This is a genomic window from Paenibacillus sp. SYP-B3998, from assembly GCF_010820665.1.
Taxonomy (GTDB): domain Bacteria; phylum Bacillota; class Bacilli; order Paenibacillales; family NBRC-103111; genus Paenibacillus_E.
Genome location: NZ_JAAIKC010000010.1, coordinates 24,795 through 50,198, shown reverse-complemented (window position 1 = coordinate 50,198; position 25,404 = coordinate 24,795). Strand labels below are relative to the sequence as shown.

Below are 25,404 nucleotides of genomic sequence, written 5' to 3'. Positions count from 1 at the left end.
AAGGGGAGATATGATTGAACGATGTCATTCAATTCGGTCCATTTATGATTAGAACAGATTTGTTATTACTGTTCATCGCGGGGTTCTTCAGTTATTTCTTACTAACACGATATTTTTTTAGAGAATCCACTTTCAACACCACTTCAGTCTTAGATAAGACTTTGAATGCCATATTCATTATTTTTTTTAGTTGGAAGCTTAGTCCGATTCTGAGTCAACCTTCGATCCTATGGAAGAACCCATTGAGCGTAATTATTATGTCTGGGTCTGAACTTGGTATATGGATAGGATTAAGTATCGTTTTTATATACCTATATAGGGAACTGAAACGACTACAGATATCCTATTTATTTTATTTCGATTTCTTATCTGTGGGATTGCTTATGGTCATTTTTATTTATCAATGGCTGGGATGGAGATACGGGTCTCTAACCTCATTGCCTTGGGGGATTTCTATCGAAGACCCTTCCTTTAAGTATCATCCATTGAATATATATGTTCTGTTTGCAACGCTACCGATGTTGATATTTGCTTATATTAACAAAAAAAAACTCGGAGATGGCAAGTTATTCATTAACGTTCTGACTTCTTATATGGTGGGACTGATGTTAATCACCCTCTTCAAAGGAAAAACGAACTTTGTTCTCGGACTTTCCAAGGAGCAGTTGATTTACTTGATTTTAATCCTGATTGGTGTAATTCTCGCTAATATAAAGCTAAGAAAGCAACAACAAAATCAAACAGAGGTAGAAGGGAAGGAAAGTCATCATGTTAACACCGGGGTACTGCCTTCTAATTCAGGAGATGCTGCTGTTAACGAAGTCCGACCTTAAAGTAATATCCAAGAAAAGGGGGGGGTTATCAAAATAAACATCATGCGTTAGTAAGAGAGGAACTACTTCAGCGGAAGAGAAAACAGGCTTATAAAACGATTAAGGGGACTTGAAAATGAGAGTTATATTGTTCTATATTGGTGATTTTCCCGTTCCTTCGTATGGAGTGATTGTGGCCCTAGCTGTGTTGTTAGCATTTGGTGTAGCTAGTTTTCTGGCAAGAGGTACTAAATTTCAAAATCACCTCCCTAACCTTGTCACCTATGCCATACTCGGGGCAATTCTTAGCGCAAGAATATGGCATGTGTTTTTCTTTCGATGGGATTATTACTCGCAAAATATTTCGGAAATATTTGCGATCTGGAATGGTGGTATATCCATTCAAGGTGCATTGATAGGTGGCTTTCTCACAACGGCACTCTATTGTAGGTTGCAACGTATCTCTTTTTGGGAGTTAGCCGATGTTTTGGCCCCTGCAATCATACTTGGGCAGGCAATAGGGAGAATTGCCTGTTTTTTAAACGGAGACGCATTTGGATCACCAACAAACAGCGGTTTTGGGATCGTATATCCGGAAGGTACTATAGCTTATGAACAGTATGGGGCCCAGCCGCTGTGGCCGGCAGAGATCTGGGAGGGACAGTGGGGACTGGTCGTATTCGCCATATTGCTTTTATTGAAAACAAAGCCTCTGCCTAAAGGTTTTTTATTCCTAACTTATAATATTCTGTACGCCATTGGGAGATTTCTTCTCGAGTATCTCAGAGGGGACTCGCCAAGATATGCAATGGATTGGACGGCCGGTCAATGGACAAGCGTAGTCGTCATTCTTGTGAGTATGGCCTTAATGAGCTACTTTGCGCTTCAACATAAGATGAAAAGGTTAATCGAATCTAACTAAGTTGTTGGATTTCTGAGACTGCAATGTGTAAGTCTGGATCAAGGTTTCGGTTCCAATAACCCTTGGTATTCCAAAACGGTATAAGCTACGTTTCTGTTACTGAATCTATTCGAATACTAAGGATTTCAATCTTCTAACTTACTTGCCTCGGAGAGCCATAGCCCTGCTAAGGTTCCTGTTCCGAGCCCTACAGACATTCCTAGAGCCATGGCGGCCATACATTGTCAAACGCTTGCGGAACACAATAATGAAGCCAATCAGCCAAATACATAGGTCCCGAGTAAGAAGAAGAAGTTCACTCTAGATCACTCCACAGCTTGTACATACATATATTCTGTTCAAATATATGTACCTGAGGGAATTATATGCATGTAAAGGTTGCTTGTTTTTATGACGAGCAGCTTTTACATTCTATGTTAGAGCACATTTCTTCCAAATATCACAGCCACGACCTGATCAGCGTCAGTTACATGTCTCATTCCGAGAAAATGCTAAGGACAGTAAAGTAAACAATTCCAAAATTAATCCTCTTGTCGTATTACCGATTATCCAAAATATAAGGAGTGATTGAGATGGACTGGTCGTGGTTGTTAATTCTGGTTTGTCCTATCATGATGCTATTTATGATGAAAGGAATGTATGGAAGGGGAGGTCAGGGAACTCACCAGCAAGATCAGCGAATCGAGCGTGAGATAAATGAGTTGAGAATTCAAAATCTTGAACTCAGGCTGCGAGAAATAGATAATTTAAAATCAAATCAAGAGGGGACATAAGCCCCTCAATTTGTTTTAAGCACTCATTTTGCGACATTCCTTAGCACATTTCAGCACAATCACGGAGCATGCTTATACAATGTACTCAGGCAGTAACGTCTGGTACTTGCAGGAAGGCATCAAAGCATTTTTAGCACGTTTGCATGCAATAAATGCAATTTAATTTGATCCCGTTCGCTATTCATCTTAAATAAAAAAGCATCAGATCGAAAATTCAATCTGATGCTTTTCATAGTTTGGTAAGTGCTCACTCTGCAGTAGATGGTTCAGTAATCATATGTAGGTAATCTTCTTCAGAAGCAATTCTTCGAGCAGTCACATAACTTTTAGCATAATAAGAATCACTTAATTTACTGATACTAACCCCTTTATTACTAGCAGAATGAGCAAATTTGCCGTCTCTGATATAAATGCCCGCGTGTGAAATACCTTTACCATCAATGTTGAAGAATACGAGGTCACCAGCTCGAAGATCACTTTTTGCAATTTTGTCCCCAGCGTTAGCCTGAGTTTTAGATGTGCGTGGCAACTCAATTTCGAATTCTTTGAATACGTTCAAAATAAACCCCGAGCAATCGAAACCACTTTCCTGTGATGTCCCCCCCCATTTGTAAGGGGTTCCAAGTAGTTCTTCAACTGTACCATCTAAAGTTCCGTTCGCCGAAGCGGTCCCGGTACTTAGTGAAAACAGTAAGACAGCACTGGATAAAACCAAAGAAACTTTCTTCTTCAAATGAAAACTGCTCCTCCCGATAGCCTACGAGGTTAGCTGAAGGGTTCGGTTGAAGGTTCCCTACGATCAATAAGATCAATTCACCCCAAAAATGGATCCCCCGTTCTTCCCAAAAGAAGATTCGGCATTGTTTTATATTTTCGAGTTTTAATTTCGACTTACTATCTCCCTATTCCTGCTTTGACACATATTATTCAAATTTTGAGAGTTTAATTGATTTGGTAGATTATTCAGGCTGTATGCGATCTTCTAAGAGCTACGAGTAATTTTGTCTTACCTAATACAAAGCAATCACGGTGCTGGAGTTGGTACGATGGGTGCAATATTATATATGATCCTTTACGTGGTGCAACCGAAGTTAAATTTTTCAAGAAAAATGAGAGAACCTGTTTACCATCATTGAGATTGACGTGAATCAGATTAATATACTACAATATGTAGTATATTAAAGCGTTAAACTTTGACTACCCATGAGAGGGTCTAATTTGAGTATGGGATGAATTTGTAAGGGCTCAATGCCCTCAGCATACAATCAGGTTCACGTAAATCAACAAAAGAGGATTATAGCTTCAAGTTGTTTCGAGTCAATCAGTTGTAAAAAATGTTTTGAACGATAGCCCTAGGTATCACTTTTAGCCCAGGGCTCTCTATTTGGAGTATATACTTCAAGCTGTAGAATAAAATCTACCTTGTTATTAATTATTTGAAGTACATACTTTCCACAAATTTAGTGGATATTATAATAGTTAAACGCAGAAGGAAAAAGGGTTGAGTACCAATGAAGAACTTACGAGTTATGGTCGTGGATGACGAATGGAATATGAGGAACCTACTGCGAATTTATCTTTCGAAAAACGGTTTTCAAGTTCACGAGGCCAGTAACGGTGCTTGATGCTTTAGAAGCAGTTCGTCAACAGCATTTTGATATGATTATTCTAGACATCATGATGCCGGATATGGATGGGTGGGAAGTTTGTAAAAGGATCAGAGAGTCTTACAATACGCTGATTTTAATGCTGACGGCCCGTACGGAAACATCGGATAAGGTACGTGGGCTTAATTTAGGTGCGGATGACTATGTAGTAAAGCCTTTTGAACCCGAAGAGTTAATCGCACGAGTGTTCGCCTTAATTCGAAGAGCTTTAATTGCTCAGACCTCTGAACAAGAAATAAAAAAAATTGTGCATCCTAATTTGGCCATATCTCCGGACGCAAGAACGGTAACAATTAAAGACCAAAATGTGGATTTGACTCAAAAAGAATTTGATTTACTGTGTCTGCTAGCAGATAATCCACATCGAGCCTATACAAGAGATATGCTCCTTGAAAAATTATGGGGACATGATTTCTTCGGTGATGTAAGGACAGTTGACTCTCATATTAAAAATATTCGAGATAAAACACGAAAATCCGGTTTGGATTATAACCCCATACAAACTGTATGGGGGGTAGGTTATAAGTTCCATACGGCTGGTAAAAAGAAATGAGATGGAACAGTATTGTAACTAAGCTTGGTGCTACCATAATGATCCTCTTCCTTGTTGTGCTATTTATCTTCTCTTTTGTCATTGATCAGATATTTGCTGGGTTTATTCACAATAAAATATTAAAAGAAGCTGATGAACTGTCTGCCCGTTATGTAAGTATGATGGAATCTCACGGAGATGTCATGATGGATATGATGTCGGAGCTTTCCAATGCGGGTATTTACATCATGGATAACAAAGGTGAGGTTATCTCTTCAACAGGTCAGTTGAAAGAATACGAATCCATATTGGCAACAAGTAGTGATCTAAGTACACTAGCTTCCGGTCAGTCGTTACAAAAAGAGGTAAACTTTACTTCCAATAAAAGATATCTGGTCTCAGCCAAACCCTTACGTCATGAGGGAGCCTATATGGGGAGTGTTTTTATTTTCTCTTCATTAGACGAACTTGACAGGTCAGTAACGAGGGCAAGGCAATTTATTCTTCTAGCAGGGATTGGCGCACTATTACTGGCAGTAGGTATAACCTACATTATCTCGAAAAGGATGTCACTGCCTTTAATTCAAATAGAAACCGTCTCGAGGCGGATGGCTACAGGAGACCTTGATGCTCGTGTTAAGGTCGAATCTGAGGACGAGATTGGCTCACTTTCACAAGCGATCAATGATCTTGCAACGGAACTACAACGCTACCGTGCGAACCGAAGTGAATTTTTAGCCAATATATCTCATGAATTAAGAACGCCAATTACATACCTGGAAGGGTACACGCAACTACTATCTGAAGGATTATACGATACGGAAGAAGAAAAAAAGCAATATCTTGATGTTCTTCGTCAAGAGTCAGTGAGGCTAAAACACTTGATTCAAGATTTATTTGAGCTCTCCAAAATGGAGGAAGGGAAGCTTAACCTGGACCTAGAATGGATCGACCTGAATGAAATTGTCGAGAGCTGTACTGAAAAAGTTGCATTAAAGGCAAAACAAAAAGGAATCTCAATTTTATCCCATGTAGATCAGCAGCTACCCATGCTATATGCTGATGGTAATCGAATGGAACAGGTGTTTCTCAACCTCCTAGATAATGCAATTCGTTATTCAGAGAAGGGGGAGATCATGATTACGATCCATCAAATCCAATCAGAATTACTAATTATTATTGCAGATACTGGAATGGGTATACCGAAGGACGAAATAGCTTACATTTTCGAGAGATTTTACCGTGTAGAAAAGTCACGTTCTCGTGAACATGGTGGAACCGGTTTGGGTTTAGCGATCGTAAAAAAACTAGTCGAAACACAAGGTGGAAGTATTAGAGTAAACAGTACCTTTGGTATAGGGACGCAATTTCATATTTTGTTTCCTCGCGATAAATTGGCAGAGCAGCTTTAGGAGGAGGGTGCATGATGAAAATGAAAGATTGGATGATCGCCCTCATCTTTATTGTAATGGGGTTATGTTGCCTAAGCCTGTCAGCGATAAACTGGCTTCGAACAAGTTCGATTGGTTCGTACACTGTTGTACTTCTTAAGCTATGTGTAATAGGTACTGTTCCTCTTGCTATAGGAGGGGGGCTCGTATATTACATAAGTAAACGAAGATGAATTGTTATAGAGGTAGGGATGGATATGGTTCCAGCCTAAATATTTGATCTCGTTCTTTATTGTGACGATACTTGGTTTAATCGGAAGAATAGGTATTGATTCACATCTGAACGTCTTATCGTAAATGCAATCCGTAATGTGTAAGGATGGTTGACAATGTTTTCCCAAATAGGTGGGATTCTGAAACCCGCCTTATATATTAAACATAAATACTACATATTGTAGTATAATAAGAGTGATTTTTTTGATACTGAGTGTGAAAATAAGTGGATTGGGCGCTGATGGAGTCATTAGCATTAGTGCCCCTTTTTAAATATGGGGTCTGGGCCGTGTTTATGAATTTATTGGTTCTTATTGTAACTGGTGAGTTATCATGGCAAGGCTATATGTTGATAACTTCTCATGCAGTCATGGCCATACAAGGAATGTTGCTTACCCCATACTATCGTTTTGAAATGAAACACTTAGTCGTAGCAGCCATTTGGATACTCCACAATGACATCATTGATTATTTGTTTGGTATGATGCCCCGTTATCACGACCTAAACCATTATATGATCCCATAGGGTATTTTACATTTTGGCTAAGCATATTATCTGTTGCTATGGCATATTACCTTGGTCTCAGAAGAAAGAGAGATATCTATGAACTTCCCAATTGAAGAAGTGTAAGTCTCACAAAGAAGGGACGAGTTATCATTTGTTGCAACTCTTAGCAATGTTAACGATGCTTGTTGATCATATTGGTGTAATATTTTTCCCTAAAACAGAGCAGCCTCAACTAGGCTTTAAAGTATCATATTTAGAATCAACTAAAAAGCTATATGCTTTGTAATACTGACTTTTCCTCTGTCTAGTGAGCAAGTAACTCCTTTGTCTGAGTTTATAAAAAGGTACTTTGCTTTATCATATTGTTATCCTGGACCTAATCCAATTTGTGCGCCACTTTATCTCAAATATGACCATATTCTTTTTCGGTAGTTCCTTCAGCCATTCGTTTTATTGCATTTTTCTTTTTAATTTTTTCTAATTCTAGGGCCAAAATCATTTTTTGACTAAATGATAATTTGTATGATTTAAGTATCTCGATGCTTTCTTCAATAGCATTTAGTGCAGGAAACTTAATTACTTGCTGTATCTTATAGATAATTGCAAATTGCAAATTGCGGCAAAGTCTTTACGATGCTTTTCGATTAGGTGATGTGTTGCTGGATCTTCATTGTATAATCTAATTCAAATCTCTGTGTATTCAGTAAATAATACATCTTGAAGCTCTATATTTTTCTCCAAAATGGTTTTAGCTCTCATAAAAACATCTTTAGTCTGCACCACTAGTGAGGCGCATCCAATTTTATAATAGATTCATCTATCTGAACAGGCTGCCATTCGTGCTGGAAGCCTGTTGTCGTTGGCTCCCTACTGCATCGTGCTTTTTTCGGTAAATGATGGGGCGGCCCTTATATTTGCGGATACCACATCGCTGGCGCTCGTGGTCAGTAATTTGGTAAATATCGTTTCCGCCGATTTCTTCGGGATTGGATTCGTGGAATATGCAGGACGGATGATCGTGTTCAGAATAGACCGAATGCAAAACTGAAATTTCACAAAATTCATTTCATCTCCTCATTTTCTACATATTTGTAATTTATGCTATAAAAAGACCAACAAAAGTAATTCACATCCAATAAAACTATAAGTCAAGGAGGAGGAGGAAAACGATTGGATATTTTACCGCGTTTCCGATTGGTGGACATTGACGATGTTTAATTTCATGAAGCTGTAGAACCAGGTCGGCTGGAGAGAACCCGCCAAGCCATCCAGCAAGAAGGTTTATTACGTCATCCTGTAATTGCAACCTCTCTTTTTGCGAATCGCTATTTAATTGTAGACGGCGCTTGTTCTAAGGAGGCTTCTGAATTTGCAAGTCCCTTTATACTGGCTGATCTCACCTCCTCGCACGAACGATTGGAGCCATTTTTGTGAAGAGAAAATCGATAGAATGCGCCTATATACAGAGAGTATTTATCTTTGTGAAGTATAAGCGCTAAATGAGGTACTAAAACAATGTGGTACACACTTGCGCTGCTTAGTTCACTTACGTTTGGACTGGGCGGCTTTATGATGAAAGTCAGTTCCACCAAGCGTGGCTCTACTGCTCATTTGCTGTGGGGGCTATATTTGTCAGGCACGATCGGATTTTTAGTTTGGGTTCTTTCTACCGACAGTTGGGTTATCAATGTCGAAGTTGTTTTGGCAGGATTCGTTATCGGATTTGGAACTGCGATGGGAAATTTATTGTTTATGCATGCACTAGAACATGGACCAGCTAGTCTAACGTCCCCAGTAGTCAACAGCAATGTTGTTTTTACAATTGGACTATCTGTAACGCTATATGGAGAACAACTTTCTTATTTTGAATGGTTAGGTGTCTCTATGCTTGTTCTAGCCGTTCTCATGCTGCCCATTGATCCTAATGAAAAATTGCGTATCCGAAATTTAAGATGGTATATGCTAGTTCTTACAGCGACTTTTCTTTTTTTTCTTCGCAACGGAGGCTTAAAAGTGACAGAAGAGTTGCATTTACCAAATGCGATGATTTTATTAATTAGCTATTTTTTTGCATTGCTATGGTTCTCTATCGAGATTTTTCGTCGTAAAAACAAAAATTTAACACGCACAGTAAAACGGACGGGAGTCTATTGGGGGCTTGGATCAGGTATATTCTCCTTTTTTGGAATGCAGATATACGTAATTGCTGTATCAAATGGTCCTGCAAGTATTGTTGCTCCTATTTTTTCGACGAATAGTCTTGTTGTGGCTTTACTGTCCATTTGGATTTTTCGCGAACGCATTTCTCTCCTACAAACAATTTCACTTTTCGTTCTTTTTCTTGGCCTGATTCTTACCCGTCTGTAAAAAATCTGCGTATTATTAAAAGAGGTGACCGTAATGATCTATCGCAATATCACTGAATGTATTGGAAACACCCCCATCGTAGCTTTGGAAGATGAATTGGTGCCATCTGGAAAAAAGCTGTTTCTAAAGCTCGACTATTTCAATCCTACTTTTAGCGTGAAAGATCGTACAGGCTTTGGCATGGTCAAGAGAGCACTGGAACAAGGCGAAATAAAACCGGGAGGGATTTTAATTGAGTCCACATCTGGAAATTTAGGCAAGTCTTTGGCAATGCTCGGAGCAGTGTATCGATTTCGTGTCTTAATTGTCGTAGACCCTAAGATTAGCCCATCTATTTTGAAGTGGTATAAAGCTTATGGCGCTGAAACTGAAATGGTAACAGAATTAGACGAGGATGGGGGCTATCAAAAGACGAGATATAGAAAGGTCAAAGAACTTCTTAATAATTATCCAGATGCTTACTGGCCAAATCAATATGATAACCCTAGCAATCCTACTTATCATTTTGAAACCACAGCTCAAGAAATAATCAATTTTCCGATGGATGCGGTTGTGGGAGCTGTCAGTACAGGTGGACATCTTTGCGGCATTAGTCGATTAATGAAAGCAAAGAAGCCTGAGGTGCAAGTTGTAGCTTGTGATGTAAAAGGCTCGGCCATTTTTAACAAATCGTTCCATTCTTACTTAATTAATGGTGTCGGATTAAGCTGGAGAACGGAAAATACCGATTTATCTGTAATTGATCACATTTGTATGGCAAGTGATCAAGAAGCTATCTCAACTTGTCGCCTCTTAGCCAGAGAGCATGGTTTGATGATAGGTGGATCAGGAGGATTAGCTGTTATAGCTGCTCTATCTTATCTAAATCACAGTAATGCCAGTACGGTGTTGGCAATTATTCCAGACACGGGCATTAACTATCTGGATCAAATTTATGATGATGAATGGCTTGATACGAAGGGAATTACTTTATTAGATCGAACTGAATTAAAACAAACAATTACTCATATGGAACTGTTCGTCCCTGATGGAGGTTTTCATTATAGTTCATAATGGCACACATTTGGTCGCACTTTCTACAGAGAATTGATTTCTTTTTCTTTAACAAAAGTGTTAGGGGTTGTTCCGCAGTATCTTTCTTCTGAACTATGACCTCTTTTAAGGACAAAGCAAGAAAGAGACGTTATGCGGTTAGGAAATGACTCCTGTATTCATCGAGGCACTGAAAAAGTTTATATAGTTGAATTAGGCGGACCTTTTCTCGATTTTATGGAGAAAATGTCCGCTATTTTTTACTGTATAATACCACATTAAAAATTTTTTGATAAAAAGCATATCTGCAGATATTGATCAGCGATTTTCAAGTATAGAAGATATGACTCAGGTTTTTGCAACTCTTAAGAAGTAGATTTGAGATAACACATTATCGATTACAAATAAAAAAAGAGCCCACTTCAAAGTGAAATCAGGAAACAATTACGATTATATTCCATACGTTTGCGGGTAGTACAGCATAGCTGACACGACCGCAAACACGGGGGAAGTATCCATAAAACGCACACGTACTGCCAAATTGGCGATCTGGCAGGCGAAGCTTCGGGCAGAAGAGCAGCCACGTTGAACACTACGGGCAGTTTCGTTCAATTTACGACGAAAGCAAGTGCCAATACGATCGTTGCTCGTTTCTCTATTCCAGATTCTCCAAACGGAGGAGGAAATGGATAACACGCTCCATGTATATGTCAATGGTGCGTTCGCGAAATCGATCAATCTTACGTCTAGGTATGCGTGGCTCTACGGCGATGAGACAGCACCAGTGACACCGGCGAACAACACACCTCAGGCTGTTCAAAATGCGATCGATCAAGTACGTACAGATCAAACTGACCAATTTGTAGGCGTCTATCTTCCAGCCTGAACCTATGAAACTAGTTCAAAGTTTCAGATATATGGCAAGCCGAAGTCTTAGTTTTAAATCTATTTGATGAGATTTATAAAACAGCTCGAGATGTACTTAATAGTTTTGAAAAGTATCTTTTCAAAACTATTTTATCTAATCATAGTCATTGCATAAAGCGATTTTCAGGATTGTATAAGATAAGTAGGGAGAAGGATTTTCCAGAAATATGTCCGTATGCGTACGCCTATATATTTTGGAAAGAATCTTTTTATAATATTAACCCCTTTTATAGCGAGAGGGTTGCAAATAACCACTTTAATGATTGGATAAATATAGCAAGTGATTATGCAGCAAAAGGTATTCGACCAGTAACTAAATATGATGATTTCAACAATAGTGATTTATTTTCATTTGTTATAAATGAAAATGATGATGGATTAAACAGCACATTAGAGTACTATGTTAGTAAAAATAGAGAAGTAGTAGCATCTATGAAGAAAAATCAAATAATTTGTCCTTATAAAGAAAAGAAATACAAGAAAAATGAAATATCTCATTTGCCAGTGAGGCTGTCAATTAATTCTGGTTTTGACAATGAAAAAAGAGCAGCCGAAAAATATCTTGCTGGATTAAAAATTATTTCAATTGTAAAGTAATAGCAGGGAAACAAAAACAACAATTATCTTGTTGTTTTTGTTTTGTCCTCAATGCCTCGATGTAGGCAGATTTGTGTCATTAGACAATTAGACATTTATGATGACATAAGTGTCGGTTGACAAGAACATAGCCGAGCCGATACATGCCAAGAATATAGACCGATTGCCGACGAAGGCACAAATAATAATTTCATGAGATATTAAGGGAAATGGTTCAACCATCGAAGTTCCGTAAGAACAGCCATCTGTGTATAGTCGGGAACAATATGATACTATAAATAAATGAATGGGATTATGGACAAAGCAGCAGCTTCGCGAGTTATTAAGGAGAATAAGTTGGTATCGGCTCAAGATGCCCAAAATGCATTGAAGAATCTATTTAGAAGCTGAAATGGATACGTATTTAGGCTACCAAAAATATGAAGTAGAGAACAAAAAAACGACTAACAGTCCTAATGGAAAGAGCAAGAAGATCGTAATCAGCAAGTACGGAGAGCAAGAAATTATCATCCACGGGACTGTTGTGTGTTGTCATAATTTTCGAGAAAATTTTCAGATTTAGTGAGGATAGATTCTCAAAATTGTTGAGAAATCTATAATAATGCATTAACATACAGGAAGTAGTTTATCCAAGTCTTCAAAAGTAGAGTTATTAAACTAATTACGAGACATGTGGAGTGCTATTCACTCTAAGTTTGGAACGGAAATAAAGGGAAGTAACGGTGAAAGCCCTTCTCATGAAGGGCTTTTGTTTTGATGTGAACACTCAGGATGGCAAATCATCCGTTACAAGTTTTCTAATTCAATCGTTAGTACTAGTAAGGCCATTTTACTTCATAGGAGCGTCTGAAGGACCATGATAAAGAAAGAACTCGCACATATTCGCAAGCAGCTTAAGTTGGATTACGACATGCTTGAAATTTTCAACATTCTTAACGTGTATATCATGAAGGAAAGCAACGAGATCTATCATTACGAGCGTCAGCCGTTCTCCCTATTGGACAGGGAGAAGCAGGAACTATATATGGTCAATTTCAAAAAACTGCTGACCGGCGAATTGGATCAGAAAATGTTCGAGTTAAAGTTTCAGGAGGAAGCGGAGACGCCTTCACAGGTGCTTCTCCATCAAGGTATAGTGACTGGTAATCCGGAAGAATGGCAAGATCTGATGCTCCTGTTGGTGGAGAAAATGTTGGCGGATACCAAATATGAACGGGATACGGTCATTACTTTCGTCCACGGACAATATTTTAAGCCGACCAAGATCAGGAATGAAGAAGCCGAGGAGAGCGAAAAGGACGAGATGTTCGCGAATCCGTTCATTCTGTGCAGTGTGAATTCCACTGAGCAACAGCGGAAAACCCTCATGTTTGATTACGTCGAGAGGGAATTCAAGTATAATGTCTTCGTAGATCCGATCATTAAATTGAACTCGCCGGAGCAAGGTTTTTTCTACCCAAGTGTGACGGACAACTATTCCGACATGAATCGCATTCTGTATTGCACGGGTAAAGCCAACGAACCGAATTTGCATTTCATCGAGCAAGTTTTGAATGCCGAGAAGACCGTGACGGCGCAAGAAGAGAGAGCCATTTTTGAGGAAATCGTGAAAGAAGTGGCGGGAGATCAGCTCGACGCTTCAACGATCGCTCACGTGTACGAGGAAATTCATCGGGTCATTGAGACTAACGAGGAGGAGGAACCTCCGAAGTTGGACTATAAAGATGTGGAACGCATGCTAACGGTGAGCGGCGTGGAAAACGTGACGATGGAAAAGGTGGAACGAGCGTTTCAAACTGTTGTCGACAACAAAAACTATGAACTCAAAGCAAGCAGCGTCCTTCCGAAGTTCAATTCGAAATCGATTAAGATTGATACGAAGATCGCCACGATTTCAGTCAGTCCGCAAGATTTAAAGTACGTGAAACAGGTGAATTATCAAGGAAAACGATGTATCTTGATCGAGGTCGATGAAGACGCCGTGATCGAAGGATTTACGCTCAGTACGGAGACGTTGTAGAGTAGGGAAAACATTCACGCAGACGGCGCAATTGGCGTGCTCAGTTTTGTTAATTTGGGCGGGTGCCACACCGACAAATCCGCTCGTTTGAAATAAATGTATATTTATGCATGTACAGCTGAAAGGTTAAAATATTTTTCTAACGAATTCTGCAACAAACTGCTAATTCCGCCCCGGCGCACTTTAAATTCTAATCAATTCTGCAACAACAATAACGGAGCGCCGCGGGTTTGCGGGCTCCGTTTTATAATTATTTATGAAACATCACAGGTGGTGTTGTTTAACGTATCCCGATACTCCGTGCTTTCTATGTCATCCTGCGAATACGCCAACTTGCGTGAGGGTAAGGTTTATTTTAAGCTGTCAATGCAAAGATTTTAGTTGGGTTGTAGGCTTCATCACTACGAGCCATACCGACTAAGAGGCGAGCTAACTTTCCACATAACTTCATGATAGATTTCATCTTTTTAAGCTTTTTTACTTGGACATTATATTGGTGTAAAGCTTTAAATTCTTGATTACTCATAACCATGCACATCGTGATTAAATAGAGGAAGTGACGCAGGCGTGGACGGCCTCGTTTACTGAGCGTCATTTGTCCCTTCCATTTACCCGAGCTTGCCTCAGTCAAATTAAGACCTGCATGGCGGAGTAGTGCGTTCCCATGTGCAAAACCTCGTAGATCACCAGACTCTCCTAAAACGCCAGCTAGAGCAATTGCACTTATACCTGTAATGGCAAGAAGTTTGCCTGCATAGGGGATACGTTCAACAACGTCTTTGGCTTCTTTTTCGATCCTTTGCAGCTGTTTAGTTGCTAAGTCATGCTCCTCAAGAAGCTGTTCTAGATGGAGTTTGTAAGCATGTGCAGCCTGTTTGGAACCAACGGTTTGCTTGGCAAGATCGATGAGTAGGTGGGCTCTACGCACACCTGAATGCCATTTCATGGATTTCTGCCATCCTTTACTGACATCGTCAGGACTTAGTTTACATAGATCAGTTGGGAGAGGAAAAAGCCGAAGGGTTAACAATGCACCTTTGCAAGTTAAGATCTTAAAGACTTGCCTCAGTTCAGGGAAGACAATGTCGACCCAGCGGTGGATCTGATTAACTGCACTTACAAGCCTTTTAACGACTGTTTCTCGGTTAGCCGTCAGGACGCGGAGCTCCTCGTACTCAGAAGAATGGAAACGGACGGGGGAATAGTAGCCGTTTTTCACCATGTCGGCAATAACTAAAGCATCTTTTCTATCGCTTTTAGAACGTGTATTGTCGCGGTTTTCTTTATTCTTTTTGACTAGGTGAGGATTAACAAGCACGGCTTCAATTGCTTTGTTTTTGAGCCAACCAGCAAGGCTGAGCCAGTAATGACCCGTCGGTTCCATACCAACGATTATTTGAGATAGCTTATTATGAAGCTAACAAGTTGCGAATCCAACGGTCGAGGGATTTGAAACCATCTTCGTCATTACTAAATTCTAAAGGATTACCGAGAGCGACTCCACGGAAGTTAACTGCTCTAGCAACATGAGCCTTCTGAGCAATGTCTACACCAACAACAATGTGATTAACGGTAATGTTTTCAATGAGTTGATTTTGCTTATCTTGTGATTTAAATGTCGGGGCGAAATAAAGTGTTAGACTGAAAAATAAAGTATTTTCTTAGTGCTTAGATTAAGCAAGGGCTCCTTTTTAAGCATTACATGCTACCTGAGAACGTTCTTTAATTTGTAATTGGAAATGGAATATAATGAGGAAGACGTAACCCAATCGAAGGCTTGGGTTACGTCCTTTTGTTGAATTAATGGGCAAGATAGTTCAACAATCTCATGGTCTAATAAATTATTAAATTTCAGTATTTTCATCTGATTATGTTGTTGAACGAAGAAAGTTAGATAAATAGAGTATTTTTTTATAATAATGCGTTTTTCTTTACAAAAAATGTACAGTTCTTGTAAAGTGATATTGCGAACAAAGTCATATAATTTTAATACGAGAGGAGGTGCGGCGTAATGGATAACTTAAATACTTTTGAGTGTGTCGTGGAATACCTAGAAAATATTATACCTTGCTCAGATGAAGTTGATTACAGTGTTATATCTAAAATTGCAGGTTGTCCTGCTCCCTTATTTCAGCGTATTTTTGTATATATTACAGGGATAACGATCAGTGAATATGTAAGAAAGCGTCGATTGACGTTGGCAGGTTATGAGCTTAGAACTAGTAGTGAGAAAATAATAGACATCGCTGTGAAATATGGATTCAATTCGCATGCCGCTTTTACAAGAGCATTCAATGAACACCACAAGGTTTCTCCTACTCATATTAGAAATGGCAGCGTACAGCTTAATGAATGCCCTCGCACCTCCTTTACAAATATTAGGATTGTAGGAGGAAAACGAATTATGGCTGAGCTAAGAAAAATCGAATATGTAGAATTTGGCGCTCGTAAAGTTGTCGGTATGATGAAGGAAACTTCGTTTCAAAAGGCAGGAGAAGAGTGCTGGGGGACAGCTTTTAGGGAAGGCTTGTTTGATAGATTTCAAGAAATTGAGCAATGGATATGCAAAGATATCGATGATTATATCGGACTTGGGCATATGAGTAAATTTGTTGGAAGAGATCATTTCCAGTATATCATAGGCAAATTTGTAGAGCTTGATGCACCTGTTCCAGAAAATATGTATGATGAACATGTACCTGCTGGCACGGTTGCTAAAGTATGGATTGAAGCCGATCACTTAAACGATATTATTGATAGTGCGTACTTGATTTGTTCCGAAGCAATTGAGAAAACAGGATACAAAATTGATATTGAAAACTTTTATTGGTGCGATGTCTACACATACGAAAGATACTGTACACCAATAGAAAAAGGTCAGAAAATTATTCTTGATTACTTCTTGCCTGTAATTAAAGCGGAATAGGAAAGAAGCATGAACTAACGTTCCCAGTTAGCTGAATGATCCGTACTACTACCCTTCGATACGGTTCTCCTCAATGTCTGTAATGGCAAGTTTTAAGGCCATCCTTTGCGGGATGGCCCTTTGTTTGAACTCACTCTATTTCAACTATCGTGTCCCGTTAGCTTAGCGGCTAATGATTCAGTTTCTCCTTTGAAATACAACTATTCATTACTTATTTATCCATGAAGTAATCATATATAACGAAACAAATGTTCTAAATCGTAACCTCTTTAATACTTTTAAATTAAATGACAAGAACTTTCCCATTCCCGACTAGCGCCATATGGAAAAAACTAAATTTTAAACCCTCACCAATAAATGGGGAGGGTTTAAATTGTCAGTCCGTTCACATACTAATCGACGTAATCTGCTTTCTAATCTGCTGAAATTTCTACAACAGCTTCGTCGCAAGCATCTTTTAAATCATGCAGGTTTTTTATAAAAATAAGCAACAAAATTAATTATAGACACTAGTACTATTATAATAAACATAAAAAAGGAAAAAGGATCACCAGCCACTGATAATTCGTCAGTTAAAATGCCAGCTAGGTAAGTCAAATAAATAGACACTAGTAAACAAATAAATGAAATACTTATTATTACAAATCCGTTAACTAATTTAAATCTATTTTTCTTAAAAATAGTATTTATCAGTAAAATAGTAAGAATAATAATAAAGAAAATATAAATTGGTCTAAAATAATCAAATACAATATTATGATGCATTTATTTTTCTCCAGCCCTTCGCTATACTTCTCGGGAAAAGTTACGGTATTCGTTACTAATAGAGCGATTTAACTTGGAGCCTCTATCGGAATGTTTTAAAGCGAAAGGGCTAAAACACAATTGTTTCGCACGGCAAACCAGCCTATCATGCCCACCACTCCATATAATATCGCAATCTATTTTACCCATGTCGAAATAGCTAGGAAGCTTTTCTCCTTTAATATTCTTACTATTAAATTTCACCATACAGATTTTTTTAGTCCCAATAACCCGATCCAGGGTTACATAAGTTAGCCACAGTCTCCGCATAACTTACATCTGGTCTAGATGGTTCTATATTCCAAGGGTTTTTATATTGAGCACTTCCAACATGACAACTAAATTGATCTTCCAAACCACCTGCATTACTCCAATTTGAACTTCCACTATGTACAGCTACAACTTTACTCCAAGCATCTGCGGATCTTATAGCAGCATCCCACTGAGTTGATCCTTCATATATATAATTTGTATGATTTAAACTTAAAGATATTGGATAAGTTCCACCTCGATTTATCCATTCAAAACTATTAAAATAAGTTGAATAATATGTAGTTTCAGTTGTTAACATGATTTCATATGGTTCTGTGCTATTAGTACCTTGAACAGTAAGTTTCAACATATTAGCATCGATACTTGTAATTAAATTTTCTGTATTTTGTTTATCAACAACGTTAACAGAAAATATTCCAAGTGAATTACCATTCTTATCATAGATATTTCCTGCATTACCTGTTTTACCCTCTTTATTTTTATACAATTTTAAGTGTATTCCATTATTGGATTCATATGGAAGTTCAATGATTGTGTCATTAGCAGAAGGAGTAACTTTAAAAGTGTGTTTTTTTGTGTTTTTTTCTTTTGTTTGCTGATAATCAAATACCTTTGCAGTTTCGGTTTTAACTTTAGGTGTTAGAATCCGAATGCTTTTTTCTTGCTCAACATTTACATTTTGCGAATTTGGGTTATTATTCGCAAATACAAAAGTACCTCCTGGTATTACAGTTGTACAAACACAAGAAATTATTAAGGCTTTTTTTAATAGTTTTTTCATATACCTTTCCTCTTTTCCTCGTAGATAAATTGTACTTATATTGGTAATATTTTGTATTACATAGAGAACTGTAACATATACCAGAAATTTCTCATAGTAAAATATGGTAGTTTTATTCAGATAATCCCTAATCATCAGCCATTCTGCCAGTCACTTCTGCAATTTATACCTCTTTGGGTATTCAGATAGACTCCAATACTAAAAACTGGATACTGTTGTGAACTCAGTTTGTCGCGTATACAATATCCGTAATTCTTAGCCTTAACAAGAATGTTTAGTTGAGCGATGTAACTGTGAGTCTAATATTTTATTTTCTCAGTCTACAACTATATTTAAATTTTCTAGTATATTTTAATAATTTGAACATCTTTTCATTCTTATATCTTGATACATTGTAAATTTGAAACATAGTAAGTATGGAAATCCTGAACTCTAAAGTTATAAAGCTTGGCATATTCTTTGGTAATGAGTATTTGCTCTACAGGTAATGTGGATCCATTACTGATTTCTAAAGAATCACCTTTACGAATGTTCTTGGCTTCTACCCAGCCCTTCCCGGACACCCAAATTGGATGCTCTTCCGAAGTCGTAATGGATTCATTTGAAAAGGTAAAATCGCAACTGGGCAAGCTGCTGAGCGCGATCATTGCTGATGCGGGATATGGCGGTGAAGAGAAGAAGCCAACGCATCGTCAAATATAGTACCTACCACCGTGAAAAGAGTAAGACTTGGCAAAAGGATGTCAGCAAAATCGACAACTGGACCTATAACACCGAATCAGATACATGGACATGCGCGGCTAGGCAAACCATCCATTTCCGCAAAGTGAGCAAGGAGAAAACGGAAAGTGGATACGAAATCGAGTACCGTCATTACCGAAGTGCAAGTTGTGAAGGATGCCCGTTAAAAGCACAGTGCACGAAAGCTGTGGGCAATCGCGAAGTCAAAGTGAGCATGAAGTATTTGCGATTAAAGACCCAAGCGCGTGAAAAACTCCGCAGTGAAGATTCCTGAATCGACTAAAGCCTTAGAGGTCGGGGGGCTTTCGCTTGCCCACAACCTGCTGAAGAAAGCAGCAGTAGACATAAAAAGCAAAGGAGCTAAGCACGTACAAGCCGCTTAGCTCCTTTTTCCTACTACCATTTGCTATTTCTAACGATTGGATCTGTCCCGCACGTCTATAATTGTTACTTATGGGACAGCCTCTTTTTTAATCTGGTCCGAGATAAGTACTTTTCCATGAAGTCTTTTGTGCCAAATATGAAGCAGGTACAGAATATTGTAATAGAATAAGTTGAAATTGTTGTTGACTACGCTCCTTCAAAGGTGTAACATATTTACTAAGCTCTATATAGTTATTAGTGAATAGAATGCAGCTTTGAATGAGGGAAGAATCGATTCCTTATCCAAGTGCATTCTTTTTTGTTTTTTTGGGAAAGAAACGAGTTTGTGGCAAGGATTTCAATGATAGAAGAATCGGCCTTTAGCGTATAGCCATTAGAAGCCGCTACCTATACTACTAGTAAAGCGGGTGCGGATATGTTAATAACAGAACAGATGAAAGATCAAAACGTGGTATTAGTGGGCGGAGGGGCATTAACGATCGAGCAGGTCGTTCAGGTTGCGCGCTTCAACGCCAAGGTCGAGTTGCAAGAAGAGAGCATTCGTAAAATGGCGAAGAGCAGAGCCTATGTGGAAAAATTGTTGAGCGAGAAAAAAGTGGTCTACGGCTTGACAACAGGCTTCGGAAAATTTAGCGATACCTATATTTCTGGCGAAGATGCCAAAACCCTTCAGTTAAATCTCATTCGAAGTCACGCCTGCGGGATCGGTACGCCGTTCTCGATCGAAATTGTAAGAGCGATTATACTTCTGCGCGTCAATGCACTCGCGCTCGGCTACTCCGGAATTCGTCCGGAGGTCGTCCAATTGATGGTTGGTATGCTGAATCAAGGGGTGACGCCTGTCATACCGGAAAAAGGCTCGCTCGGCGCAAGCGGTGATCTGGCTCCGCTTTCTCATTTGGCGCTCGTACTCGTCGGTGAAGGAGAAGCTTATTATCTTGGTAATCGGCTACCAGGCGGCCAGTCCATGAATCTTGCCGGGCTTGTTCCAGTAACCCTGGAGGCGAAAGAGGGATTGGCTCTTATTAACGGGACACAGGTGATGACGGCTGTAGGCACTTTGGCCTGCCGGGATGCCATGAATCTGGCGAACTGGGCCGATTGCACAGTTGCATTGACTTGTGAAACGCTGTTCGGTGTCCGGGACGCATTTGATCCTTTAACCCATATCATTCGTCCGCATAAAGGGCAAAGTCAATCTGCAGAAAATATAAAACGGTTAACCTCCGGGAGCAAGTTAATGACAAACCAGGGGGAACGAAGGGTGCAGGATGCGTATTCCTTGCGCTGTGCGCCGCAGGTTCACGGGGCAAGCCGCGATGCGCTGACTTATATTGCCGAAAAGCTTGAGATTGAAATTAATTCGGCCACGGATAATCCGCTAATTTTTGTGGATGAGGAACGGGTAATTTCGGGCGGGAATTTTCACGGGCAGCCGATTGCCCTGCCGATGGATCATCTGTCCATCAGCGCATCAGAACTGGCCAATATTTCCGAACGGCGGATAGAAAGACTAGTCAATCCTCACTTAAATGAGAACCTTCCGCCTTTCTTAACGAAAAATGGAGGTCTGGAGTCCGGTTTTATGATCGCTCAATATGCAGCCGCGGCAGTCGTTTCCGAGAATAAGTCATTGGCTCATCCTGCAAGCGTGGATTCCATTCCGTCTTCGGGGAATCAGGAGGATCATGTGAGCATGGGAACCATTGCAGCAAGGAAAGCGAAGCAAATCGTGGAGAATGCTTATGCTGTTCTCGCCATTGAGCTGTTGTGCGGGGCTCAAGCGGCTGATTTCCGCGATCCGCAGCTGCTCGGGCTCGGGACCAAATGGCTCTATGACCAGTGCCGCAATCTTGTTCCAGCCGTTGAAGCGGATCGTGTGCTTTCACATGATTTTCAAAAGATAGCGGATTGGATGAAGCAAATCGATGTAGCTAAAAGCATGTCGGAGGTAGTGAAAATTCAATAACTTGGTGTCTTCAAACTTGCAAAGGACCGTTTTTTGCCTTTCCTCTGGCTTTAAACGGTCCGTTTTAAATATGGAAAGTATTGATATTGACAGTAAGATGTACTCTGATATAATCAAGACAAGTAATCTAGTGCTCTACTTAGCCTATAGTCAATAGAATGAGCTTGGCATGAAGGAATTACCATCCTTCGATGCGAAGTTTTTTGTTTTTTTGGGAAGGTTACAGAATAGAAAGGATGAGTCTTAATGAGTAACCTGAATGAAAGAAAACTTTTCGACTGCAGTAATTATACGATGGGAAAGCTAACTTCTCTTTTGGTCATGCTGCACAATGATGAAGCGGGTACGGATATTGAGAATGAAATGAAGAAAAGAGGATACCGGTATACGATTGGAAAGGTTGGCGCAATGGATTTGGTAAAAGTAGTGACGGCTATTGAAACCAGCGCCAAATCGAATAAGGTTATCGATCCGAACTCTTATCGGGAAGTTCATTCGTTATATCATGCCATTCTTGAAGCGATTCAGGGGATTGGGCGAGGGACAGTCCAATTCGGGGATATTTTGCGGACAGTAGGATTAACATTTTGTATTACAAGAGGGACGGTCGAAATATCAGGATATTCCGAAGAATGGTTAAGTGTCTGCATTTACGGAACGATCGGCGCTCCCAAAAAAGGCTTTGAACACGATGTGTTAGGGTTTGGGTACAACCATATTTAAAAAATGATGACGGAACGACCCTTTTTTCGAAGTGATTGTAAGCGCTTTCCATTCAAAACTACATGAAACGGGGTATACTTCATATGGCAAGCGAAATAAAGGGAAGTAACGATCAGCTGAAGCGTTCCATGAAAAGCAGGCATATGTATATGATTTCGTTAGGAGGCGCAATCGGAACCGGCTTGTTTGTAAGTACGGGGTATTTGATTAATCAAGCCGGACCCGGCGGTGTGGTCCTGTCTTATTTGTTCGGCGGACTTTTGATGTATCTAGTCATGCTCTGTCTGGCTGAACTGGCTGTTATTATGCCGGTGACGGGCTCCTTTCAGGTCTACGCAACGAAATTTATAGGTCCGGCAACCGGATTTACAATAGGCTGGTTGTATTGGATCAACTGGATTGTAGCCGTCGCTTCGGAATGGGTCGGTGCCGGAATGTTGATGAACCGATGGTTCTCTCATGTCCCCCCTTGGGCCTGGATCGCACTAATCATTGCATTCATGTTCCTGTTAAATGCCTTCTCGGCGAGCCTCTTTGCCGAATCCGAGTTCTGGTTTTCAACCATTAAAGTCATTACGATCGTTTTGTTCGTTCTATTAGGAATTGCCGCGATCACAGGCATCATTCCTTTCGAAGGCCTCAGCTCGGCTCCGATTCTATCAGGCTTCACCCACGATGGAGGATTATTTCCACATGGCTTCGTTCCGGTATTCATGACCATGGTAGCCGTTAATTTCAGTTATCAGGGAACGGAACTGATCGGTATTGCCGCAGGCGAAAGTGAAAATCCTGAAGAAGAGATTCCGAAGGCGACACGAAATACAATATGGAGGATCTTATTTTTATTCGTAGGGTCGGTATTTATCTTAAGCTCCTTAATCCCTTGGAAAGAAGCCGGTCTTACGGATAGTCCGTTTGTGCTTGTTTTTGATAAAATGGGAATTCCATTTGCAGCGGATATCATGAATTTTGTTATTTTGACAGCGCTTCTTTCGGCAAGCAACTCCGGCTTATATGCTTCCTCCCGTATGCTGTGGTCGCTGTCAAAGAGTAATATGGCCAGCCCCTACTTGAGTAAGCTGACCTCCAGAGGCGTACCTTTTCGAGCTCTGATCGTAAGTGTTATCGTTGCGTCTGTTGCCTTGATTTCAAGTATCGTAGCCCCGGACACTGTCTTTCTGTGGCTGAGCGGCATTTCCGGATTCGCCGGAATTCTGGTTTGGATGGGGGTTGCGTTATCTCAATATTTGTTCCGTCGTCGTTATTTGGCCGAAGGGAACCGCCTGGAAGATTTGAAATATAAAGTAAAGATCTTCCCGCTGGTGCCCATTCTTGCCATAATCCTATGTCTGATTGCATTAGTCGGCTTGGCGTTCGATGAAGAACAAAAAATTGCTCTTTACTACGGAATCCCTTTTACCATTGTTTGTTATGGTGTTTACTACCTGTTTTATCGCAAGAAATATGAGCAAACGGAAATGCAAAAGTTGTAAAGAATATGATCGGTGAGATAAAATGGTAGTAACTACGGAAGCGGTTTTCTCCTAAGTTTTGGAGCAAAGCGGCTTCCGTTTTTGAATAGATAGGCAGGGTGATTTCAACCATGAAATTGGATACGGCCCAAGCGGCTTTTTCTCAACTTCTTATTTCCGGAACGCTAATCCATGAAGCGGATTTCGATGACATGCGCGAGAGGTTGGGTATCGAATCATGCCCTCAATTGGTCATAGTTCTCTCAATCGACCGATACACCGATTTGGCTATGAATAAGTCTTTACCGTGGAGTATCGAGATCGGACAGCAGCTGGTGCAAGCGATCTATGAGAGCTTTGCTGCACCTTTTTTGTGGGTATGGGTGGGAGAAGGGGTATTAGCCTTACTCCTGGAAGTACGCGCAGGCGGGCAGCCGGATCCCTCCTATAAACAAATCATGGTCCGCATGGTTAAAAAATTGCAGCATCAGGTGGATAGGAAGGGGTTCTCCGTCTCGGCAGGAATCGGTACTTACTACGACGATCCTTATAAGCTGCACCTCTCCTACGGCGAAGCCAAGGAATCACTAATCGACCGTTTTTTTCAAGGCAACCGGATGATTTTTCAATACGAACAGCAAAGAAACATTCATGAGGAACGGACTGAGCCGGTGTCTCAAGAGGAAAAAATCGAGCTGCTTTCACGTGTCCGGATCGGCGATGAAGACGGGTCGATAGCCTATTTGGCCGTGTTGTTGGAACGGCTTGCCGGGGTGTATAAGCATAATGTGGACAGATTCAAATCGGAAGCCTACGATCTGATCTTATCGCTATCGAGGATGGTAGTCGATTTAGGCGGGAATGCTTCGGAAATCCTATCGGACAATGCGAGAATGCTCCAAAACTTATACAGCACCATTCGTTATGATAAATTTGTTCTAAAGCTGAGCTCTTATTGGAGGAAGCTTGCAAGGCAAGTAGCGGACGATCATGCATTGGAGGTATCTCCGGTCATCCGGTCGGCCATCGTCTATATTAAGGAGCATCATCAGGAAAAAATGCTGTTAACGGAAATTGCGCAGCGTTGTTACCTGAGTACCCATTATTTTGCTCATTTATTCAAAAAGGAAACGGGTTTAAGTTTCGTCGATTTCTTAAATAAAGTTCGGATCGAAAAGTCGGCTTATTTCTTGGAGAAAACGGAGCTTTCCGTACAAGAGATTGCGGCCCATGTCGGTATTCAGGACGCGAACTATTTTGCAAGGAAATTTAAAATGATTATGGGGTGCAGCCCGACGGACTATCGGTCTTCAGCTCAGTGCTAGTGTTATAGCAATATCTACTTAAAGCCAATCCGCTCAGGGGTTGGCTTTTAAGCGTTTTCAATCGAATATTCATTTCTAGATCAAACCGTAATATTGTGCTATCTTTCCGCAAATTCGGCTAGATTCAGATGCCCCATTTTTAAGTATGATGGAAACATAGCAACAAACAAACTTTGTTTCATGAA

The 25,404-nt window shown here is 40.1% G+C and carries 21 protein-coding genes, 5 pseudogenes and 1 riboswitch; of the genes and pseudogenes, 21 read left to right on the top strand and 5 right to left on the bottom strand.

The window, feature by feature from the left end; translation table 11 throughout:
• Window positions 1–14 precede the first annotated feature (14 nt).
• The 3 genes from GK047_RS21645 to GK047_RS21635 all read left to right on the top strand — a co-directional run bounded on the left by GK047_RS21645 (window position 15) and on the right by GK047_RS21635 (window position 2,507).
• A complete protein-coding gene (locus tag GK047_RS21645; protein ID WP_163951635.1) occupies window positions 15–833 on the top strand; it encodes a prolipoprotein diacylglyceryl transferase family protein in 819 nt (272 codons plus the stop codon).
• Window positions 834–948: 115 nt separating this feature from the next.
• On the top strand, window positions 949–1,734 hold the full coding sequence (gene lgt, locus GK047_RS21640; RefSeq protein ID WP_163951633.1) for a prolipoprotein diacylglyceryl transferase: 786 nt from the start codon (window positions 949–951) through the stop codon (window positions 1,732–1,734).
• 572 nt (window positions 1,735–2,306) lie between these two features.
• Complete coding sequence (locus GK047_RS21635) at window positions 2,307–2,507, top strand: DUF2933 domain-containing protein (protein WP_163951631.1); 201 nt, start codon at window positions 2,307–2,309, stop codon at window positions 2,505–2,507.
• 247 nt (window positions 2,508–2,754) lie between these two features.
• On the opposite strand, the gene GK047_RS21625 is transcribed toward GK047_RS21635, so the two are convergent.
• Window positions 2,755–3,240 carry a C40 family peptidase gene (locus GK047_RS21625; protein WP_163951629.1) on the bottom strand — a complete coding sequence of 162 codons (486 nt, stop codon included), beginning with the start codon at window positions 3,238–3,240 and terminating at the stop codon, window positions 2,755–2,757.
• A 6-nt stretch (window positions 3,241–3,246) separates the two neighbouring features.
• Window positions 3,247–3,377, bottom strand: a riboswitch (cyclic di-AMP (ydaO/yuaA leader).
• Between the two features lie 747 nt (window positions 3,378–4,124).
• On the opposite strand from GK047_RS21625, the gene GK047_RS21620 reads away from it, so the two are divergent.
• The 4 genes and pseudogenes from GK047_RS21620 to GK047_RS21605 all read left to right on the top strand — a co-directional run.
• On the top strand, window positions 4,125–4,727 hold the full coding sequence (locus tag GK047_RS21620; RefSeq protein WP_346010374.1) for a response regulator transcription factor: 603 nt from the start codon (window positions 4,125–4,127) through the stop codon (window positions 4,725–4,727).
• Window positions 4,724–6,118, top strand: a complete 1,395-nt coding sequence (locus GK047_RS21615) for a sensor histidine kinase (RefSeq protein WP_163951627.1) — start codon at window positions 4,724–4,726, stop codon at window positions 6,116–6,118. Before GK047_RS21620 ends, GK047_RS21615 begins: the two co-directional genes overlap by 4 nt.
• Before the next feature lie 11 nt (window positions 6,119–6,129).
• Window positions 6,130–6,330: a hypothetical protein gene (locus GK047_RS21610; RefSeq protein WP_163951625.1), complete on the top strand. Its 201-nt coding sequence runs from the start codon at window positions 6,130–6,132 to the stop codon at window positions 6,328–6,330.
• 278 nt (window positions 6,331–6,608) lie between these two features.
• Window positions 6,609–6,991: pseudogene (locus GK047_RS21605) on the top strand (DUF1405 domain-containing protein); the annotation flags it as partial.
• A 290-nt stretch (window positions 6,992–7,281) separates the two neighbouring features.
• Here GK047_RS21605 and GK047_RS21600 read toward each other — a convergent pair.
• Window positions 7,282–7,491, bottom strand: coding sequence for a hypothetical protein (locus tag GK047_RS21600; protein WP_163951623.1), 210 nt, complete (start codon window positions 7,489–7,491; stop codon window positions 7,282–7,284).
• A 288-nt stretch (window positions 7,492–7,779) separates the two neighbouring features.
• Between GK047_RS21600 and GK047_RS21595 the strand changes: the two are divergent.
• From GK047_RS21595 to GK047_RS21570, 8 genes and pseudogenes are all read left to right on the top strand, one after another.
• A pseudogene (locus tag GK047_RS21595) lies at window positions 7,780–7,899 on the top strand (ArsB/NhaD family transporter); the annotation flags it as partial.
• Between the two features lie 494 nt (window positions 7,900–8,393).
• Window positions 8,394–9,245 (top strand): DMT family transporter, encoded by an 852-nt coding sequence (locus GK047_RS21590; RefSeq protein WP_163951621.1) that lies wholly within the window; start codon window positions 8,394–8,396, stop codon window positions 9,243–9,245.
• Window positions 9,246–9,278: 33 nt separating this feature from the next.
• Window positions 9,279–10,298 carry a cysteine synthase family protein gene (locus tag GK047_RS21585; RefSeq protein WP_163951619.1) on the top strand — a complete coding sequence of 340 codons (1,020 nt, stop codon included), beginning with the start codon at window positions 9,279–9,281 and terminating at the stop codon, window positions 10,296–10,298.
• Between the two features lie 564 nt (window positions 10,299–10,862).
• Window positions 10,863–10,970, top strand: a complete 108-nt coding sequence (locus GK047_RS30710; protein WP_481856035.1) for a hypothetical protein — start codon at window positions 10,863–10,865, stop codon at window positions 10,968–10,970.
• Window positions 10,963–11,163 (top strand): carbohydrate-binding protein, encoded by a 201-nt coding sequence (locus tag GK047_RS29815; protein ID WP_240344091.1) that lies wholly within the window; start codon window positions 10,963–10,965, stop codon window positions 11,161–11,163. The genes GK047_RS30710 and GK047_RS29815 overlap by 8 nt, the downstream gene beginning before the upstream one ends.
• A 170-nt stretch (window positions 11,164–11,333) precedes the next feature.
• Complete coding sequence (locus GK047_RS21575) at window positions 11,334–11,801, top strand: hypothetical protein (RefSeq protein ID WP_163951617.1); 468 nt, start codon at window positions 11,334–11,336, stop codon at window positions 11,799–11,801.
• A gap of 286 nt (window positions 11,802–12,087) precedes the next feature.
• A pseudogene (locus tag GK047_RS30705) lies at window positions 12,088–12,312 on the top strand (transposase); the annotation flags it as partial.
• 345 nt (window positions 12,313–12,657) lie between these two features.
• Window positions 12,658–13,821, top strand: a complete 1,164-nt coding sequence (locus tag GK047_RS21570) for a DUF4317 domain-containing protein (protein ID WP_163951614.1) — start codon at window positions 12,658–12,660, stop codon at window positions 13,819–13,821.
• 355 nt (window positions 13,822–14,176) lie between these two features.
• On the opposite strand, the pseudogene GK047_RS21565 reads toward GK047_RS21570, so the two are convergent.
• Window positions 14,177–15,407: pseudogene (locus GK047_RS21565) on the bottom strand (IS110 family RNA-guided transposase).
• Window positions 15,408–15,832: 425 nt separating this feature from the next.
• Here GK047_RS21565 and GK047_RS21560 point away from each other — a divergent pair.
• Window positions 15,833–16,747: a helix-turn-helix domain-containing protein gene (locus tag GK047_RS21560; protein WP_163951613.1), complete on the top strand. Its 915-nt coding sequence runs from the start codon at window positions 15,833–15,835 to the stop codon at window positions 16,745–16,747.
• A gap of 1,021 nt (window positions 16,748–17,768) precedes the next feature.
• On the opposite strand, the gene GK047_RS21555 is transcribed toward GK047_RS21560, so the two are convergent.
• Window positions 17,769–18,605, bottom strand: coding sequence for a DUF2599 domain-containing protein (locus GK047_RS21555; protein WP_163951611.1), 837 nt, complete (start codon window positions 18,603–18,605; stop codon window positions 17,769–17,771).
• A gap of 377 nt (window positions 18,606–18,982) precedes the next feature.
• Window positions 18,983–19,252: a polymorphic toxin-type HINT domain-containing protein gene (locus tag GK047_RS30700; RefSeq protein ID WP_481856034.1), complete on the bottom strand. Its 270-nt coding sequence runs from the start codon at window positions 19,250–19,252 to the stop codon at window positions 18,983–18,985.
• Here GK047_RS30700 and GK047_RS21545 point away from each other — a divergent pair.
• From GK047_RS21545 to GK047_RS21525, 5 genes and pseudogenes are all read left to right on the top strand, one after another.
• A pseudogene (locus GK047_RS21545) lies at window positions 19,209–19,729 on the top strand (transposase); the annotation flags it as partial. The gene GK047_RS30700 and the pseudogene GK047_RS21545 overlap by 44 nt on opposite strands.
• Before the next feature lie 434 nt (window positions 19,730–20,163).
• The gene (hutH, locus tag GK047_RS21540) at window positions 20,164–21,699 is read left to right on the top strand and encodes a histidine ammonia-lyase (RefSeq protein WP_240344089.1); all 1,536 of its coding nucleotides are present in this window, start codon (window positions 20,164–20,166) and stop codon (window positions 21,697–21,699) included.
• 246 nt (window positions 21,700–21,945) lie between these two features.
• Window positions 21,946–22,422, top strand: coding sequence for a hut operon transcriptional regulator HutP (gene hutP / locus GK047_RS21535; RefSeq protein WP_163951603.1), 477 nt, complete (start codon window positions 21,946–21,948; stop codon window positions 22,420–22,422).
• A gap of 62 nt (window positions 22,423–22,484) precedes the next feature.
• The gene (locus GK047_RS21530) at window positions 22,485–23,915 is read left to right on the top strand and encodes an amino acid permease (protein ID WP_240344088.1); all 1,431 of its coding nucleotides are present in this window, start codon (window positions 22,485–22,487) and stop codon (window positions 23,913–23,915) included.
• Between the two features lie 110 nt (window positions 23,916–24,025).
• Window positions 24,026–25,219 carry a helix-turn-helix domain-containing protein gene (locus GK047_RS21525; protein ID WP_163951599.1) on the top strand — a complete coding sequence of 398 codons (1,194 nt, stop codon included), beginning with the start codon at window positions 24,026–24,028 and terminating at the stop codon, window positions 25,217–25,219.
• Window positions 25,220–25,404: the final 185 nt, after the last annotated feature.

What these genes read in the sequence shown, in the direction of transcription:
- lgt (WP_163951633.1), top strand. Translation starts at nt 949, where the DNA reads ATGAGAGTTATATTGTTCTATATTGGTGATTTTCCCGTTCCTTCGTAT.
- GK047_RS21635 (WP_163951631.1), top strand. Translation starts at nt 2,307, where the DNA reads ATGGACTGGTCGTGGTTGTTAATTCTGGTTTGTCCTATCATGATGCTA.
- GK047_RS21615 (WP_163951627.1), top strand. Translation starts at nt 4,724, where the DNA reads ATGAGATGGAACAGTATTGTAACTAAGCTTGGTGCTACCATAATGATC.
- GK047_RS21610 (WP_163951625.1), top strand. Translation starts at nt 6,130, where the DNA reads ATGATGAAAATGAAAGATTGGATGATCGCCCTCATCTTTATTGTAATG.
- GK047_RS21590 (WP_163951621.1), top strand. Translation starts at nt 8,394, where the DNA reads ATGTGGTACACACTTGCGCTGCTTAGTTCACTTACGTTTGGACTGGGC.
- GK047_RS21585 (WP_163951619.1), top strand. Translation starts at nt 9,279, where the DNA reads ATGATCTATCGCAATATCACTGAATGTATTGGAAACACCCCCATCGTA.
- GK047_RS29815 (WP_240344091.1), top strand. Translation starts at nt 10,963, where the DNA reads ATGGATAACACGCTCCATGTATATGTCAATGGTGCGTTCGCGAAATCG.
- GK047_RS21570 (WP_163951614.1), top strand. Translation starts at nt 12,658, where the DNA reads ATGATAAAGAAAGAACTCGCACATATTCGCAAGCAGCTTAAGTTGGAT.
- GK047_RS21560 (WP_163951613.1), top strand. Translation starts at nt 15,833, where the DNA reads ATGGATAACTTAAATACTTTTGAGTGTGTCGTGGAATACCTAGAAAAT.
- GK047_RS21555 (WP_163951611.1), bottom strand. Translation starts at nt 18,605, where the DNA reads ATGAAAAAACTATTAAAAAAAGCCTTAATAATTTCTTGTGTTTGTACA.
- GK047_RS30700 (WP_481856034.1), bottom strand. Translation starts at nt 19,252, where the DNA reads ATGATCGCGCTCAGCAGCTTGCCCAGTTGCGATTTTACCTTTTCAAAT.
- hutH (WP_240344089.1), top strand. Translation starts at nt 20,164, where the DNA reads ATGAAAGATCAAAACGTGGTATTAGTGGGCGGAGGGGCATTAACGATC.
- hutP (WP_163951603.1), top strand. Translation starts at nt 21,946, where the DNA reads ATGAGTAACCTGAATGAAAGAAAACTTTTCGACTGCAGTAATTATACG.
- GK047_RS21530 (WP_240344088.1), top strand. Translation starts at nt 22,485, where the DNA reads ATGAAACGGGGTATACTTCATATGGCAAGCGAAATAAAGGGAAGTAAC.
- GK047_RS21525 (WP_163951599.1), top strand. Translation starts at nt 24,026, where the DNA reads ATGAAATTGGATACGGCCCAAGCGGCTTTTTCTCAACTTCTTATTTCC.